A 15204-nucleotide genomic window follows, 5' to 3' on the forward strand; every position below is an offset into this window, starting at 1 on the left:
CCTAGAAAGGCCACAGCGGGCCGTTAAAGAACCGGCTTAACCAACCGGGGGACTGGCCGCCGTGCGTCGCGCCGGTGCCGCTGTATTCAATACGGGCATTGGCAATTTTGGTCGACTCTACGGTGTTGTTCACATCGACATCAGAAGAGCGGATCACCCCGGTTAAACGGATATATTCTTTACCGGTATTTAATGTCAGCCATTTTTCACCGCGGATCACCAAGTTGCCGTTATTCAGCACCTGTAACACGTTAACCGAGATATCACCGACCAGGCTGTTACTTTGGTCCGCTTTGGCATCCCCTTTGTAATCTGATGATGAGTCGGCACCAAACTGCAGCACATTGCCGGCTACCGACACATTTCTGCCGCCAAGGCCTATCATCGGCTCAAACGACGCTGAGCTGTCTTTTTTCATTTCGGTCTTGGCGTTTTTGCTGGCTTGGGTACGCTCTTTTAACACCACGGTAATAATGTCGCCTTCGTGCCGTGCTTTATTATCCGAATACAGGCTGTTGGAATGATTTTGCGCAAACAGCGAGCCGTTTTGCACCAGCGGCCGCGACGGCGGTTCCGGCATTAACGGCGCAAAGTAGGGATCGTCGGCCTGTGGCTCTTGCAATGACGCGCAGCCTGCCAGCAATAGCACACAACATCCGGTAATAATGCGTAACATAAAGCCTCCTGTTACAGCTGCTGAATAGCAAAGCCAAGCATTTGGTCTACCGACGAAATCACTTTCGAGTTCATCTCATACACCCGCTGACTTTCAATTAAACTTACCAGCTCTTCGGTAACATTCACGTTTGAGGTTTCCAGCGCGCCCTGCACAATAATGCCAAGGCCTTCCAAACCGGGAATACCCTGTACAGGGTCGCCACTGGCACCGGTTTCATTAAACAAGTTCTGCCCTATCGGCTCTAAACCGGCCGGATTAATAAAGTTAGTTACCGTAAGCTGGCCCAATACCGCCGGCTCACCCTGGCCGGGCAGTTGCACTGACACCTGACCATCTTGCGACACAGTAATGCTGCGTGCATCCGGCGGAATAACAATATTGGGCTGTACCTGATAGCCCGCACCGGAGGTAACCAGGTTACCCTCGTCATCTACGGTAAACTGGCCATTACGGGTATAGGATATGGTGCCGTCCGGCATCAGGATCTCAAAAAAACCATGGCCCTGCACCATCATATCCAGGCTGTTATCCGTAGTTAACATATTGCCCTGAGTAAAGTTTTTCTGCGTTGCCACCACCTTGGTACCGGCACCAATCATTAAACCGTTAGGCAGTTCGGTATTTTGTGAAGACGCGCCGCCCGGCTGATTAACGTTTTGATACAGCAAGTCTTCAAATATCGCGCGGCTCTTTTTAAAGCCAACCGTACTGGCGTTTGCCAGGTTGTTTGAAATAACCGAAATATCACGCTGCTTAGCGTCTAAACCGGTTTTACTGATCCATAATGCTGGATGCATGTGTGCCTCCCGGGGCTTGCGCCCTTTGCTTATTCAGCTAATTAGCCGACTATTCTGAGTAACTGATTCTGCTGACGATCCATCTCTTCAGCGCTTTTCATCATCTTTACCTGCAGCTCAAACTGACGCTGCAGACTAATCATATAAGTCATCTCACCTATCGCATTGACATTGCTGCTCTCAATGGCGCCTTTCAGCAAGCTGACATCCACCGCAGCTTCCGCTATCTGGCCGTCCTTGCGCCGGAACAAGCCGTCGTTGCCTTTTACCATCTCGCTGTTCAGCGGCCGTACCAACTTAATTCTGCCGGCCGGTAAAATGGCATCTGCCGGTGCGCCCTGCGGCAACACACTGATGGTGCCGTCCAGTGCAATCTCAACTTTTGCCAGCGGTACCGGCAACTGAATGGGGCCATCATCACCCATTACCGGCAAGCCGGAAGAGGTTTCCAGCATGCCTTGGGCATTAATTTGCAAATTGCCGCCACGGGTGTAGGCTTCGTTACCATCCGGTGCCTGTACAGCCAGCCAGCCGTCGCCCTGAATGGCCACATCCAGCTCACGCTCAGTCATAATAATTGCACCGGCGTCAAAGTTTTGACCTGGTTGCTCCGTTAACGAGAACACGCGGGTGGGCAAGCCCTCACCAAAGGCCTGCATCGACCTGGCCTGCTCAAAATCGGCTTTAAAGCCCACAGTTCCGGTATTGGCCAGGTTGTTGGCCCGCACCGCTATACTGTTCATATTTTCTTTGGCACCGCTCATGGCGATATATAACAGACGATCCATCACGTGCTCCGCAGATAAAAACTATGTATTCTATCTAGCAATAACCAGGCCAAAAAAAAGACCTGCATAATGCAGGTCTTTTTAAAACACGTTGTTCAGTTACATCGCAGGAATACTGGCAGCATTAGTGGGATCAGAACCCGCCAGATACTCTTCCAAATTGGTATAGCCGTCACTGTCAGTATCGACTACTGCATCATTGGCATCCTGGTCAGTCAATCCGTAATACTCTTCAAACCATGCAGGCATGCCATCAGCATCAGCGTCCACATTTGAGCCCAGCAGTAACTCAACATTTGATGACACAAAAGTAGCAAACGTTTTAGGATTCTGAAATCTGGTAATTACCGAAATAGATTCATAATCTGTCGGATTCATAGGCGTAGGCAACAGTATTGTATTAGCCGCTGCACAGTTACCATTATGGTAAAGAGTACCTACTGTCTTACCTTCCACCTTCTTATAGCCTATAACCTGGAATGTGCAATTTGAAATATTTATCATCGAGATAATCCGGTTAAAACCGATTAATACTGGATAATCCGGATTCTTTGGAAAAATCATGCTTTGAGTAGCAAACCCTCTGGCTGGCGCCATACTACTTTTATAATCTGATACCTGTGAGATTGCCGACACTTCAACCGGAGGCTCAACCGGCTCTTCAGGTTCAACTGGTTCTTCAGGATCCTCGGGGTCAACAATCTCACCATTATCTATTGCATCGGAAAAGCGAAATCTGCTACTGAAGCTAAAACTTTTTGCCAAGTCAGATGGCCGCTCGCTGTCAAAATACTGAAGCGAGATTTCTACTCTTAATCCCGACGAGGCATCAATGGACGGTGACAAAACCCGAGTGTCACCGCCCTGACCTTGGCAGCTTACACTTTGCAACAGCCCGCCGCCAAGATGATAAACTCTCATGCTGCACATAACAAACTGACTATCTGACGACGGCGTGGCACTGATAATAGTGAGATTGTCAAACCCCTGCTGCGGAGCAATATTAAACTCTCTGACTATCGTAGTAGCCTTATTATAAAGGGTATAACTATGTGTATTAACAATATCGACAATCTCTTCAGCTTTTACTGCTAAAGCAGATAAAAAAGAAACAGCTAATATTAAGTATCTGATAAATTTCATAAAACCTCCTATTTAAAGAAATAGGAGGTTAACCAAAGCAGAAACAAATGACAATTAAATAAATATTAAAAATTAATTATCGGATCTGCAGCACGGTTTGTTGTAAGGTGCTGTTAACTTCTAATGCCCGCGAGTTGGCCTGGAAGTTACGCTGCGCGCTGATTAAATCAACCAGCTCGGTAGTCAGGTTAACGTTAGATTGCTCCAGTGCCGAGGCATTAATAGCACCAAAGGTATTGGTATTGGCCTGGCCACCGATAGGCTCACCGGAAGTAATGGTTTGCTTCCACGACGTATTACCTACCTGCTTTAAGCCCTGCACATTGGCAAACCGCACCAACGCCACTTGGGCTAAATAAGCAGAATCACCATTGCTGTAGCTGGCTAATACGCGACCAAAAGCATCAATATCCACCCCGGTTAAGCTCCCCACAGTGGTACCGTCCTGGCTTAAACTGGTTGCTGCGAAATCCCCGGCAACCTGAGTTGGTGTGCTGGTACCGGCAACATCACTGAAGTTAACTACTATATCAGTCTGATACTGGGCGCCGTTATCCAGATAACCATTGGCCGGATCGTTTAAATCAGCAAAGGGCATTCTTAGCGTCGGTACTGGCGTCGTTATCATGTTACCACTGGAATCAAAAACTAAGTTGTCGCCCTGAAACGGTGCTGCTGTTACATCATCCCATACCACAAAGGTTTCCCATTCGGAGTTGGCCGGTGGCACGGTAGTTGTGCGGCGAAAATACATAGTCGCAGTATGAGACTCCCCCAAGCTGTCATATATCGTTATCGAGGTAGAGTGGTTATAAGTCCCTCTATCAGTGGCATCAAACGGCAATGCATCTGTTGGCAACTTGCGTGAATCCAGGTTCATATTGATAAAAATATTACTGGTTGCCCGCGGTGCGCCGGCCGTGGTGGGTATGGTAATAGGTTGCGCAGTACTTAAGCTAACTGATTGATTGGCACCATCTAATCGGTCAACGGCAAAGCCCTGCAAAAAATTGCCGTTATTGTCGACAATAAAATTGTCTTTATTTAATTTAAACGCACCGGCACGGGTATAGGTTAAATCCCGCGATTGCAGATCCGGCGTTAAGGCAAAAAAGCCTTCGCCGGTAATCGCCATATCCAGCGAGTTATTGGTAAATTGCAGCGAGCCCTGGCTAAACTGTTGCGCCACTACAGAGGTAGTAACACCATCACCCACTTTAGTACGGCCGGAGGCAAAAATGGATGTGGCATACACATCGGCAAATTCAGCCCGCGACTCTTTAAAACCGGTAGTATTAACGTTAGCGATATTATTCGCCGTAGTATCCAAATCTTTTTGTGCTGCGGCAAGGCCGCTTAGTGCGATATTAAAACTCATAATTCACCTCAGCTCACTGTTAACCGTAAGAAACTTCTAACACATCACCTAATTTCACGGCACCAAGGCCAATCAGGTTTAACATAATTCCGCCGCCGGTGCCGTTCATGCTGACACTGCCTACCGGGGTATACACATTCACCGGCAAGCTGGCATTGGTACCATCGCTATAACTGACATCAACTTTAATTTTGTACACACCGGCTTTTACCCTGTCGATAACATCATCGTCATCGCCTTCTGCCGGGAGTTCATCGCCCTCAGCATTACTGCCACCAGATGACGCACCTGAGCCGGTATGGGTACCATCCCAGACAAATTCGTTTTTACCCACTTTAGGGTTGTCTACGCTAAAGCTTTGGATCAGTTCGCCTTTTTCATTCTCAATACTGATTTTCATTCTGTTGGCCGGTTTATCCAACTGGATATTGCCGCGCGCCAGGGTTTCACCGGTAAACACTATTTCATCTGACTGTGTCAGCACACTGCGGCCAACCAAAGACGATGCCTGCAACGCCTGGTTTGAACTCATACTCTCGGCGAAGCCTTTAAAGCTTGCATTGAGTTGCCCTATACCGTCAGCCATAGTGAAATTGGTCATCTGAGCAATCATCTGATCGTTTTCTACCGGCTTGGTCGGGTCCTGAAACGCCAGTTGCTGCGTTAGCAGAGCAAAGAAATCTGACTGCGTTAAAGCACCGTTGTTTTTCTCCGGTGTTTTGTCTTTGTTATCCCAATACATGCCATCAAGGGCAGTATTGTTATTTACGTTAGTAGTCATGATTCTGCCCTTAGTTTGCCTGGCCTAAGCGCAAGGTGCGCATAACCATCTGCTTGGCCGCTTCGGCGGTTTGCACATTGGTTTCATAAGATTGCGACGCCGACATCATGTTCGCCATCTCTTCCATAATGTTGATATTGGGTTTGTAGATGTAGCCGTTTTCATCCGCCAACGGATGATTGGGCGCGTACTCCACATTTAGCGGCGCATCGGATTCAACAATACCTAATACCTTAACCCCCACACTGGCATCGCCCTGCTGCCGCTTGGCTTCTGACAGCTCGGCGGCAAATACCGGATGGCGGCCACGATAGGTTTGATCCACACTGCTGCTGACACTGTTAGCATTGGCAATGTTGCTGGCGGTGGTGTTCATCCGTACCGACTGGGCTGTCATGCCACTGCCACTGATATCAAAAATATTGAATGCACTCATGGTTATTGTCCTCCGCCGGTAATGGCTTTTTTCAGGCCACTGATACGGGAATTTAGAAAGGTCATACTGGTTTGGTATTCCAGACTGTTTTGCATCACGGCGCTACGCTCACGATGAATATCTACACTGTTGCCATCGCCGGTGTCGGGTTGATCCGGGTTACGAAATTGGGTTTCGTGCCGTGCGGCGGTAGAAATGTGAAAGTGCTTTTCGTGGGTTCGCGCCATAGCGCCGGATTGACGGGCTTTAGCATTATTCAGCGCTTGCTGAAAATCCACGTCTTTTGCTTTATAGCCGGGCGTGTCTGCATTAGCGATGTTTTCTGCCAACACCTGAGCCCGCCGATCACGAACCAGCATGGCTTCAGGGTGCATACCAAATGCTTTTTCAAAACTGATTGCCATTTTTTTGCCACCTCTGAATTACCGATGGCAAAACAAATGCAAAACTCAGGCCAAATATAAAAAATGGGAAAGGACTATGTCTTCTTGCGGTAAATAATGCCCGGATTACAGCGGATCATCTCAAAATCACTGTTAACGCTGGATAGCGATTCTGACGCGCCGAGGAATAAATATCCTTTCGGGTTAAGCGACTGGGCAAACTGGCGGATAATTTTTGCTTTTACATCAGCAGAGAAATAAATAAGCACATTACGACAAAAAATAATGTCGAATTTCCCCAGTAAGGTGTAGCTGTCCAGCAAGTTAAGATGGCGAAAACTGACGTTTTTACGCACCGGATCTTTTACCCGCATCATGCCTTTGCCGCTGTCTTCAAAAAACTTACTGCGCCGCTCCGGCGATAAACCGCGCGACAACGCCAAGCCGTCGTATTCACCGCGTTGACAGTGCTCCAGCATGGTATTTGAGATGTCGGTACCGAGTATATTTACGCCAAGACTAAAGGCGCCGGGCCGGGTTTGCTGGTATTCCATCGCGGTCATGGCAATAGAGTATGGCTCCTGACCACTGGAACTGGCCGCCGACCAAATTTTGACGGTGCGGCAAGTTTTTTCCAGCTCCGGCAAAATTTGTTTCTTTAACAGCTCATACGGGTAGGTATCGCGAAACCATAAGGTTTCATTGGTCGTCATGGCATCAATAACGGCCGATCTTAACTGACGTTCAAACGGGCTTAGCGTCTTACTTACCAGCTCAGACAGTGACGCGACAGAAAAACGTTGCATCAGCGGACCAAGCCGGCTCTTTACCAGGTACTGTTTGTTTTCACCCAACACAATACCGCACTGTTGCTCCAGAAAATCCCGGAACAACACATATTCTTTATCTAGCAGGTCTTTATTCGGCACCGGTTATCCTTAACGATTAATCAGCATGCAGCCACTTTTCTACAGAGCCGGCCAGCTCGTCCGGATTAAATTTAGCAATAAAATCATCCGCGCCAACCTTTTGTACCATCTGCTGATTAAATACTCCGCTGAGCGAAGTATGTAAAATCACATGTAATTTCTTTAGTTTCGGTTCCAGCTTAATCTCGGCAGTCAGGGTATAGCCGTCCATTTCCGGCATTTCAATATCAGAAATTAACAGGCCGATTTTTTCCGTTACCGATTCATTGCAATCTTTTGCTACCTGCTGCAGGTACTCCAGCGCTTCGCGACCATTATTAACCAAATGCATCTTTACGCCTAATACTTCCAGCGCACGTTTTACCTGGTTGCGCGCAACAGCTGAGTCATCGGCAATCAGAATAACCCTGTCGCCCAGGTCAGCAGTAATACTTTGTGTGTCCAGTTGTTTGGTAAGGGTGGTAGCTGACGGCGAAATTTCTTCCAGAATTTTTTCCACATCGAGAATTTCAACCAGCTCTTTGTCAATCTCGGTTACTGCCGTAAGATAGCTTTGTTTGCCGGCGGTGCCTTTTGGCGGCGGCATAATAGCTTCCCAGTTGATATTGATAATGCGCTCTACCGAGTTAACCAAAAAGCCCTGCACAGAACGGTTATATTCGGCAATAACAATAAAACTGTCTTTGGTGTTCTCAATAGCCTTACCACCGGTAGCCAGGCTTAAATCGATCACTGAAATAGTCTGGCCACGAATATGGGCAATGCCGCGAACAAACTTATTTTGCCTTGGAATAGCGGTTAACGGCGGGCACTGCAATACTTCGCGTACCTTAAACACATTGATACCATAGCGCTGGCGGCCAACCAGTTTAAACAGCAACAACTCCAGCCGGTTTTGTCCGACTAACCGGGTGCGCTGGTTTACCGAGTCCAGAATACTCGCCATCGGCAACTCCTCTTTAATACGTTCAGGATCGATTCTTGCTTAGTGTCAGAACACAAAGCGGTTATCTACATATAGCGTCAATTTTCTGCGCTATGTTATAACCCCTGGTCCGTAAAGCATAGCCGAAACCTTATGAAAAAGTACGAAAATTTATTTAAACAAACACTTACAGTTACTGTCGCGCTACTAAGTTTTAGTAGCGTTGTGCAGGCGGAGCCGCAAAGCTATACGCCGGCGCAACTGACTGAACTTGCCGGGCAATGGTTGGAACAACACGTCGGCGCTAACAGCGGCGAGCGGCAAATTAATGTCACACCGCTGGATAACCGCATTGGCAGCAAATACTGCGTTACCCCGCCGGAGCTGAGTTTGTCGCAGGACATTACACAGCGACAAAATACTATTCAGCTGCGTTGCAGTGCTGAGCAGAGCTGGCTGCTGTATGTTCCGGTAAGAATAGACGAGATTGTCCGCACTGTAGTGATGACACAAAATATTACTACAGGAACCCTGATCAGTGCCGATATGTTGACAACAGACAGCCGCGAGCGGCGTTTTGTGCGTGGTAGCCTGGTAAGCGACGAAAGCCTGATTATCGGCGCTAAAAGTAAAAAGTCGCTGTCGTTAGGTCAAATTATCACCTTGCAGGATCTTTGCCTTGTCTGTAAGGGAGATGTTGTTACAATATCAGTAAGCGACAACGGATTACAGGTAGCCGCTACCGGCATAGCGCAAAACGACGGCAGCCTGGGTGATACCATCAGCGTGCTGAATCGGCAGTCCAAACGAACGATCAGCGCAGAAGTAACTGCAGTAAACCGTGTCAGTATTAAATTTTGATTATTTTACTAAAGTTTTGCTGTTTAACGCCGTTAACCTGAACATAAGGAACTGTATTAAGGTGATGAGGTCCGAGCATGGCTATTAATATCAACAACTTGCAAAATACACCGCAAGTAAAAACTGACAAGGTTGAACAAAATGTTCAGCGTCAGCAGGCTACTGTGCAGCAAAATGCCAGCCAGACTGCTAACCAGAAACAGGATTCAGTCTCTATTACGCCGCAAGCTCAGCAGTTTGCCAAACTGACCGAGAAAGCCGGCAACAGCACTGGTATTGATCAGGAAAAGGTCGATAAAATTAAGCAAGCTATTGCTGAAGGTAAGTACAAAGTTAATGTTGAGCAACTGGCACGACGTATTGTGCAGTTTGAAAGCGAAATATTCGGTAAAAAATGACCGACGCCGCCAGTGCCATCATCATCCTGTTAAACCAGCAACAGCAACATCTGGATGAGTTGCTGTTGTTGTTACGGCAAGAACTTGCCGCCCTCGCCGGCCGTGACATTGCCGCGCTGGAACAACTTACCCACACTAAATCTGATATGTTGAGCCGGTTACAACAGACCGACAGCGAGCTTGCCGCAGCGGCAGAGTTGGAACAGTGCAAACAACAAGAGTGGTTTAAGCAAAAAGTAGCAGCGCTGGATCTGCAACTGGAAGAATGTAAGCGTCAAAACGACATTAACCAGCAAACTCTGGAGCAAAGCCAACTGACTCTGGCGCGGTTTAAAACTGAACTGCTGTCCAGCAGAGGTAAGTCAGGCTTAACCTACACCAGTAAAGGCAAGCCTGCGGTAGAAAACAAAGGTAAAGGCATTAAAGCCTGAGCCGGCGCAGCAGAAATTGTCCGGTTTCAGTACCCCCGCCTTAATAATAGTACCGCACGCTTTTAATGGTCTGCCTCGGTTTGGTGTTCTGATACAACAAATACACCTGCTCAAAATCCAACTCCAACTCAGTAATATACACATCGTCTACCGCATAGGTTTTTACCACTCTGGCGCCGGTGATCACGCCTTTTACTGACGCCGACAGTTTTTCATCCGCCAACACCATTTTTTGCAACTGATTACTGGCGTCAATTTTTTGGCCGTAAACAATCTCGGTTAACTCACGGTAGGCATCTAACTTCGATGCTTTCATCGCCTGCAGCATTTTATGTTCGGTGTTAGCCCCTAACTGAGCGCTGATTGGCGCATAGCCTACCGCACGTACCAGCGGAAAGGCTTCCGGCTTGACATCGGCATACTCAACGTGGCGGTTGTACAACGGTGAACAACCAGCGGCCAACAAGGCAGCAACTACACTGACACTCAACAAGAGTTTCATATTTATCCCCGGGGTGAGTTTTAATTAACACTGTTAGTCAAAGTAATAGCAAAATTCACGCCAGCATTAAGGCATACATTTTGCTTATTCAGCGGTAAGTACAAAAGCGTCAGCTGTTAATAAGGGTGTTATGAATAATCATCTAAAGCTCGGTGTCCTCACCGGTATGCTATTCAGTGCCAGCCTGAGCGCAGACTGGTATGAAGCCACCGGCCAGGCCATGATCGAACAAGGCAATACCGAAGCGGCCAGACAAGCCGCTATTGATGACGCGGTAAAACGTGCCGCGCTGTTTGCCGGCGCCAGCCTCAGCAGCACCCAACAAATGCTTAACGGCGTGCTGCAGGCAGAGCAGCTCGGCGTGAGCAGTAACAGCGAAATTAAACAACTGCAGCTGCTGTCAGAGAGCCGCAGCGGTAATGTGATCAGCGTCACGGTGCGGGTCGATATAGAGCCTCAGCTATCCGGTTGTATCGGTAACACCTACCGTAAACCGCTGTTGTTGGGCCAGGTACAGCTGCATGCGAGGCAAGATGCCATTTACGGCCAGTTGTTTGAATTGGGTAAAGACGCCACAACGCAGTTAGAACGTCATTTACGTGATTACAGCCCGACAGCATTGGTTACCACCTATACACAAAGCATTACACCGCAGCAATTGGTGTACCCCGATACCGATCGTTTATTCAGTGAAGGCCACCGCTATGTCCTCAGTGCGGCGATCAACGACTTATCGCTCGGGCAAACCACCAGCCGCTTCTGGCAGCAAGATCAGAAAGAGCGTTTCTTTGCGATAGAAATCACACTGTACGACTTATTTGAGCAAAGCCTGTTGCATCAACAGGAATATCGCACCAGTGCATCCTGGCCTTATAAACGCAAAAATACGCCGCTTAGCCACAGCAGGGCATTTTGGCAAATGCCCTATGGCCAAAAAATTGACCAGGTATTGCAAGCCGTGGCTGAAGATGTGCAGCAACAACTGCAATGCGAACCCCTGCTCAGCACAGTAATACAGGTAAAAAATAATCAGATCACGCTGGCGCTGGGTAAAATGCACGGCCTGCAACAAGGCGATGAACTGCAGCTGTTTCAGTTACAGCGTAACCCGGGCTCTCCACAGGTAAAACGCCTGCTGCAAAGCCCCGTTAAGCTACAGGTAACCGGGCTTAACGAACGCCACGCCAGTGCCGTCAGTACGGAGCAGCAACTGCTACAGCATATTCAGCCCGGCGATGTGGTAAGTGTGCGAAAAAGCACCGGTTATTAGCGGCCCAGGTTCCCAACACCGGCGCACTCTGCTACACTTTCGCGCCGTTGCCCCATAGTTAAATGGATATAACGGCCCCCTCCTAAGGGGCAGTTGCAGGTTCGATTCCTGCTGGGGCAGCCATAAAACGAAAGGTTCGATTCCTGCCGGGGCAGCCATAAGACAGCACAACCGCGTCTTATTTGGTGTGAAACTCCTGCAAAAACTTTATATATCAAGCTACAGTTAGCCCGATACAATCTATCGGACACACGGCAATGCAGGTTGGTTTGTCATAATAGCCAATGCATTCTGTGCATAGCGCCGGGTCCACTTCATAGTGACGGGGCCCCATGCTAATGGCCTCGTTCGGGCACTCTGGTACGCACATATCGCAATTTATACAGCTCACTTCAATCACGGCGGGCATAGTTAACCTGCCGCGGCATTGACGGTGGTAACCTGGTGCCCCGGCAACTGTTTTAACAGCATGGCAAAGCACAAGTTGTATTGCGCCGGCAGCTGTACCTTTAACTGATAACAGGCGCCCGGCGCCAGTACTATGGCGCTGTCGTGTTTATCACGCAGTGCTGTCAGCGTAAAAGCGTGGTTGCCTTGCGGGGTCATCAGCATCAGCTGGTCACCAACTGCGAACTGGTTTTTTACCTCCAGCAAGGCAAAGCCTTCGCTATCCTGCGGCGCAATAAACTCACCGACTAACAGCTGCTGCCCCACGCTGTGGCTGGTGTCATAGTTTTGTGTATCCTGCGGTTTATGCCGGCGTAAAAAGCCTTCGGTAAAGCCGCGGTTGGCCATGCCTTCAAGCTCGTTCAGTAAAGCCGGGTTAAAAGCTTTACCGGCAACAGCGTCGTCAATAGCCCGGCGGTAAACCTGGGCCGTGCGCGCCACATAATAAGGCGATTTAGTACGGCCTTCTATTTTCAGCGAATGCACGCCCATGGCGGTTAATGCCGGCACATGCTCAATGGCGCGTAAGTCTTTTGAGTTAAGAATATAGCTGCCGTGTATATCTTCATCTATCGCCATCAGCTCGCCCGGCCGGCCCTGCTCTTCGAGCAATGCCGGTGTGCTTACCGGTTTAAACTGCCCGGCTTCATCCTCTACCGCGGCATGCACCTGATAGGGCCAGCGACAGCTGTTGGTACAAGCGCCCTGGTTCGGGTCGCGTTTATTAATATAGCCGGATAACAAACAACGGCCGGAGTACGCCATACACAGCGCACCATGCACAAATACTTCCAGTTGCATATCCGGCACCTGGCGACGAATTTCGGTTATTTCCTCCACCGCCAGCTCGCGCGACAAAATGACCCGCTCCACGCCCTGCGCCTGCCAGAACTTTACCGCGGCCCAGTTCACCGTATTGGCCTGCACCGATAAGTGCAGCGCTACCTGTGGAAAATGCTGCCGCAGTAAAAACACCACGCCGGGATCTGACACGATTAACGCATCGGGTTTAAGCGCCACCACCGGCGCCATATCAGCAACAAAGCTGACGAGTTTGCTGTTATGCGGCGCAATATTCACCACTACATAAAACTTCTTACCCTGTGCGTGGGCTTCATGGATACCGGTTGCAAGCCCGGCTAAATCAAACTCGTTATTACGCACCCGCAGGCTGTAACGTGGCTGGCCGGCATAAACGGCATCTGCGCCATAAGCAAAGGCCAGGCGCATGGCTTTTAAACTGCCGGCCGGGGAGAGTAGTTCAGGTATTAACATAGCAATTGTCTCTGCCGTTTTATAAAACGCTGCCAAAAGGAGCGGAAAAGGCGGCTATTCTAACGCCGGGGTGGGCACCGGTTTTGATCTGCCGCAAAAGCCAGGCCATTAGCACTGACACGGCTCACTCTGGCCACAGGCTTTAAAACCGGCAGCAAAGTTAGTTAAACGCCCGGTACGGCTACCTGCTGGCAGCATGACTTCAATCAAACTAAAATGCTGTTTGTTATCAAACGCCAGCTGCAATGCCTGAACAAAGTCATCCAGATTGCTCACCCGGATGCCGTTACCCCCCATGCTGCGGGCCAGTTCGGCATAATGCCAGTTGCTTAAGTTGGTGCAAGCAAGCCCGGGGGCAAAGGCGTCTATCATGTCCCAGCGCTGGTTATTAAACACAATAATTACCGGCGCAAAGCCGTAACGGGCACAGTGGCCAAGTTCGAGCCCAGTCATTAGAAAGGCGCCATCCCCCACCAACACTACCGGGCGCAAACCGGTAACGGCCTGCACACCAAAAGCCGCCGGCACCGCATAGCCCATGGAAGCGTAAAACGCCGGCGCCAACATTAAGCTGGGTTTGGCATGCAAGGACGCAAACAGACAATCACCGATATCGGAAATCAGCGGCACTATGTCTTGCCGCTGAGTTAAAAACTTATCCAGCTGCTGTACCAGACTGCTGGCTGTCAGGGACTGCGGCGCCATCGTCAACACTACCGGTTCCGGCTGTGTTGTGTCATTAAACGGCGCTACAGGCTGTTGTAATAACGCCGCCAGCACAGGCTTTATTGCCAACTGATGATAAGTAGCAACGCCAAGCGTCAGCTGGTTTTGCTCAAGGCAAACCACTTTATTGGCGGGAAACAGCTCGCTATGAGCAGCAAAGTTGCTGTCGGTTTTAATTACGCCAATTTGCAAAATCAAATCGGCATCACGCAGCAGCTGCGTCGGGCGAATGTCGGTTTTATCAAGAAAGATACCACCATACAGCGGATGCTGTTGGTTAAAGCTGGCACGGCCCATTAGAGTACTGATAAAGGGAATATTCAATTTAGTGGCCAGCGCCTCAAGCTCTGCTACTGCATCAAAGCGGCGCACATCCACCCCGGCCAGAATAACCGGGCGCTGCGCATAGCTTAAACGCTCGGCCAGATGCGCGGTTGCCAGCATCAGCTCATCTTCCGGCACAGCCGGTGGCTGGTAGTCTCCTGCCGGTATGGTATTAAACTGCACCGCATCGCGCGGTATTTCCAACAGCACGGGTCGGCTTTGTTCTTGCACTGTTTTCAGCGCCAGGCGAATATCTTCGCCGGCGCGTGCCGGATTATCTAAGCGTAACTGAGCTGCAGTAATTTCTTTATAAATATCGCGCTGCGAGTTAACGCTTTTGGCCTGATGGTGAATAAGCAAGCCGCGCTCAAGCTCGCTCTGACCGGGGAAACCGGCAATAATCAGCAACGGCACATGCTCAACATAGGCCTGTGCCACAGCGTTGACAGCATTAAGTGCACCAGCGCCGTACGTTAGGATCACCACCGCCGGTTTATTGCTGATGCGTGCGGCGGCATCAGCGGCAAACACCGCAGAGGGCTCATGGCTTAAGTAATACAACGGCAAACTGCTGCGCTGCTGTAATTGTTCAAACAGCGGCAAAACAAAATCACCGGGAATACCAAATAGCTGTTTTACACCAAACAACTCCAGCTCGTGCAGCAGTGCATCAACCAATAACATAACCCACTCCGGTTAAACTTAACGCTAAGCAGTGTGCTGATTATTGT

The 15204-nt window shown here is 49.3% G+C and carries 17 protein-coding genes, 1 tRNA gene and 1 pseudogene; 5 read left to right on the forward strand and 14 right to left on the reverse strand.

What is annotated here, in order from left to right; translation table 11 throughout:
• Position 1: 1 nt before the first annotated feature.
• The 10 genes from flgH to ACTZWV_RS10970 form a co-directional block, all read right to left on the reverse strand.
• Positions 2 to 676 carry a flagellar basal body L-ring protein FlgH gene (flgH, locus tag ACTZWV_RS10925; protein WP_444786579.1) on the reverse strand — a complete coding sequence of 225 codons (675 nt, stop codon included), beginning with the start codon at positions 674 to 676 and terminating at the stop codon, positions 2 to 4.
• Positions 677 to 687: 11 nt separating this feature from the next.
• Positions 688 to 1476: a flagellar basal-body rod protein FlgG gene (gene flgG / locus ACTZWV_RS10930; RefSeq protein ID WP_173500570.1), complete on the reverse strand. Its 789-nt coding sequence runs from the start codon at positions 1474 to 1476 to the stop codon at positions 688 to 690.
• Positions 1477 to 1517: 41 nt separating this feature from the next.
• Entirely contained in the window at positions 1518 to 2264 is a 747-nt protein-coding gene (locus ACTZWV_RS10935) for a flagellar basal body rod protein FlgF (RefSeq protein WP_444786580.1), read from the reverse strand.
• A gap of 99 nt (positions 2265 to 2363) precedes the next feature.
• Positions 2364 to 3407, reverse strand: a complete 1044-nt coding sequence (locus tag ACTZWV_RS10940; RefSeq protein WP_444786581.1) for a thrombospondin type 3 repeat-containing protein — start codon at positions 3405 to 3407, stop codon at positions 2364 to 2366.
• Positions 3408 to 3483: 76 nt separating this feature from the next.
• The gene (flgE, locus tag ACTZWV_RS10945; RefSeq protein WP_444786582.1) at positions 3484 to 4785 is read right to left on the reverse strand and encodes a flagellar hook protein FlgE; all 1302 of its coding nucleotides are present in this window, start codon (positions 4783 to 4785) and stop codon (positions 3484 to 3486) included.
• Positions 4786 to 4804: 19 nt separating this feature from the next.
• Positions 4805 to 5566: a flagellar hook assembly protein FlgD gene (locus tag ACTZWV_RS10950; RefSeq protein ID WP_444786583.1), complete on the reverse strand. Its 762-nt coding sequence runs from the start codon at positions 5564 to 5566 to the stop codon at positions 4805 to 4807.
• 10 nt (positions 5567 to 5576) lie between these two features.
• Positions 5577 to 6002, reverse strand: coding sequence for a flagellar basal body rod protein FlgC (gene flgC, locus ACTZWV_RS10955; RefSeq protein WP_173500575.1), 426 nt, complete (start codon positions 6000 to 6002; stop codon positions 5577 to 5579).
• A gap of 2 nt (positions 6003 to 6004) precedes the next feature.
• The gene (gene flgB, locus ACTZWV_RS10960) at positions 6005 to 6406 is read right to left on the reverse strand and encodes a flagellar basal body rod protein FlgB (protein WP_444786584.1); all 402 of its coding nucleotides are present in this window, start codon (positions 6404 to 6406) and stop codon (positions 6005 to 6007) included.
• A 74-nt stretch (positions 6407 to 6480) separates the two neighbouring features.
• Positions 6481 to 7314 carry a CheR family methyltransferase gene (locus ACTZWV_RS10965; RefSeq protein WP_305553332.1) on the reverse strand — a complete coding sequence of 278 codons (834 nt, stop codon included), beginning with the start codon at positions 7312 to 7314 and terminating at the stop codon, positions 6481 to 6483.
• Positions 7315 to 7330: 16 nt separating this feature from the next.
• Positions 7331 to 8260, reverse strand: coding sequence for a chemotaxis protein CheV (locus ACTZWV_RS10970; protein WP_444786585.1), 930 nt, complete (start codon positions 8258 to 8260; stop codon positions 7331 to 7333).
• Positions 8261 to 8392: 132 nt separating this feature from the next.
• Between ACTZWV_RS10970 and flgA the strand changes: the two genes are divergently transcribed.
• From flgA to flgN, 3 genes are all read left to right on the forward strand, one after another.
• Positions 8393 to 9100: a flagellar basal body P-ring formation chaperone FlgA gene (gene flgA, locus ACTZWV_RS10975; protein ID WP_444786586.1), complete on the forward strand. Its 708-nt coding sequence runs from the start codon at positions 8393 to 8395 to the stop codon at positions 9098 to 9100.
• 77 nt (positions 9101 to 9177) lie between these two features.
• A complete protein-coding gene (gene flgM, locus ACTZWV_RS10980) occupies positions 9178 to 9498 on the forward strand; it encodes a flagellar biosynthesis anti-sigma factor FlgM (RefSeq protein ID WP_444786587.1) in 321 nt (106 codons plus the stop codon).
• On the forward strand, positions 9495 to 9929 hold the full coding sequence (flgN, locus tag ACTZWV_RS10985; RefSeq protein WP_444786588.1) for a flagellar export chaperone FlgN: 435 nt from the start codon (positions 9495 to 9497) through the stop codon (positions 9927 to 9929). Before flgM ends, flgN begins: the two co-directional genes overlap by 4 nt.
• Positions 9930 to 9969: 40 nt before the next feature.
• On the opposite strand, the gene ACTZWV_RS10990 is transcribed toward flgN, so the two are convergent.
• Complete coding sequence (locus ACTZWV_RS10990; protein ID WP_444786589.1) at positions 9970 to 10431, reverse strand: LPP20 family lipoprotein; 462 nt, start codon at positions 10429 to 10431, stop codon at positions 9970 to 9972.
• A gap of 130 nt (positions 10432 to 10561) precedes the next feature.
• Here ACTZWV_RS10990 and ACTZWV_RS10995 point away from each other — a divergent pair, with 130 nt between their 5' ends.
• On the forward strand, positions 10562 to 11701 hold the full coding sequence (locus ACTZWV_RS10995) for a flagellar assembly protein T N-terminal domain-containing protein (protein ID WP_444786590.1): 1140 nt from the start codon (positions 10562 to 10564) through the stop codon (positions 11699 to 11701).
• A 48-nt stretch (positions 11702 to 11749) separates the two neighbouring features.
• Positions 11750 to 11824: transfer RNA gene (locus ACTZWV_RS11000), tRNA-Arg, on the forward strand.
• 103 nt (positions 11825 to 11927) lie between these two features.
• On the opposite strand, the pseudogene ACTZWV_RS11005 reads toward ACTZWV_RS11000, so the two are convergent.
• The 3 genes and pseudogenes from ACTZWV_RS11005 to ACTZWV_RS11015 form a co-directional block, all read right to left on the reverse strand.
• A pseudogene (locus tag ACTZWV_RS11005) lies at positions 11928 to 12110 on the reverse strand (YfhL family 4Fe-4S dicluster ferredoxin); the annotation flags it as partial.
• Positions 12111 to 12112: 2 nt separating this feature from the next.
• Complete coding sequence (trhP, locus tag ACTZWV_RS11010) at positions 12113 to 13423, reverse strand: prephenate-dependent tRNA uridine(34) hydroxylase TrhP (RefSeq protein WP_444786591.1); 1311 nt, start codon at positions 13421 to 13423, stop codon at positions 12113 to 12115.
• Between the two features lie 108 nt (positions 13424 to 13531).
• A complete protein-coding gene (locus ACTZWV_RS11015) occupies positions 13532 to 15157 on the reverse strand; it encodes a thiamine pyrophosphate-binding protein (RefSeq protein ID WP_444786592.1) in 1626 nt (541 codons plus the stop codon).
• Positions 15158 to 15204: the final 47 nt, after the last annotated feature.

Origin of the sequence: Rheinheimera sp. NSM (genome assembly GCF_052380015.1) — a bacterium.
Lineage (GTDB): Bacteria > Pseudomonadota > Gammaproteobacteria > Enterobacterales > Alteromonadaceae > Alishewanella.

Excerpts from the sequence above, each read along its gene's own strand:
- flgA (WP_444786586.1), top strand. The coding sequence starts at position 8,393 with ATGAAAAAGTACGAAAATTTATTTAAACAAACACTTACAGTTACTGTC.
- flgE (WP_444786582.1), bottom strand. The coding sequence starts at position 4,785 with ATGAGTTTTAATATCGCACTAAGCGGCCTTGCCGCAGCACAAAAAGAT.
- ACTZWV_RS10970 (WP_444786585.1), bottom strand. The coding sequence starts at position 8,260 with ATGGCGAGTATTCTGGACTCGGTAAACCAGCGCACCCGGTTAGTCGGA.
- flgG (WP_173500570.1), bottom strand. The coding sequence starts at position 1,476 with ATGCATCCAGCATTATGGATCAGTAAAACCGGTTTAGACGCTAAGCAG.
- flgH (WP_444786579.1), bottom strand. The coding sequence starts at position 676 with ATGTTACGCATTATTACCGGATGTTGTGTGCTATTGCTGGCAGGCTGC.
- ACTZWV_RS10950 (WP_444786583.1), bottom strand. The coding sequence starts at position 5,566 with ATGACTACTAACGTAAATAACAATACTGCCCTTGATGGCATGTATTGG.
- flgC (WP_173500575.1), bottom strand. The coding sequence starts at position 6,002 with ATGAGTGCATTCAATATTTTTGATATCAGTGGCAGTGGCATGACAGCC.
- ACTZWV_RS10990 (WP_444786589.1), bottom strand. The coding sequence starts at position 10,431 with ATGAAACTCTTGTTGAGTGTCAGTGTAGTTGCTGCCTTGTTGGCCGCT.
- ACTZWV_RS10935 (WP_444786580.1), bottom strand. The coding sequence starts at position 2,264 with ATGGATCGTCTGTTATATATCGCCATGAGCGGTGCCAAAGAAAATATG.
- flgB (WP_444786584.1), bottom strand. The coding sequence starts at position 6,406 with ATGGCAATCAGTTTTGAAAAAGCATTTGGTATGCACCCTGAAGCCATG.
- ACTZWV_RS10940 (WP_444786581.1), bottom strand. The coding sequence starts at position 3,407 with ATGAAATTTATCAGATACTTAATATTAGCTGTTTCTTTTTTATCTGCT.
- flgM (WP_444786587.1), top strand. The coding sequence starts at position 9,178 with ATGGCTATTAATATCAACAACTTGCAAAATACACCGCAAGTAAAAACT.
- ACTZWV_RS10995 (WP_444786590.1), top strand. The coding sequence starts at position 10,562 with ATGAATAATCATCTAAAGCTCGGTGTCCTCACCGGTATGCTATTCAGT.
- flgN (WP_444786588.1), top strand. The coding sequence starts at position 9,495 with ATGACCGACGCCGCCAGTGCCATCATCATCCTGTTAAACCAGCAACAG.
- ACTZWV_RS11015 (WP_444786592.1), bottom strand. The coding sequence starts at position 15,157 with ATGTTATTGGTTGATGCACTGCTGCACGAGCTGGAGTTGTTTGGTGTA.
- trhP (WP_444786591.1), bottom strand. The coding sequence starts at position 13,423 with ATGTTAATACCTGAACTACTCTCCCCGGCCGGCAGTTTAAAAGCCATG.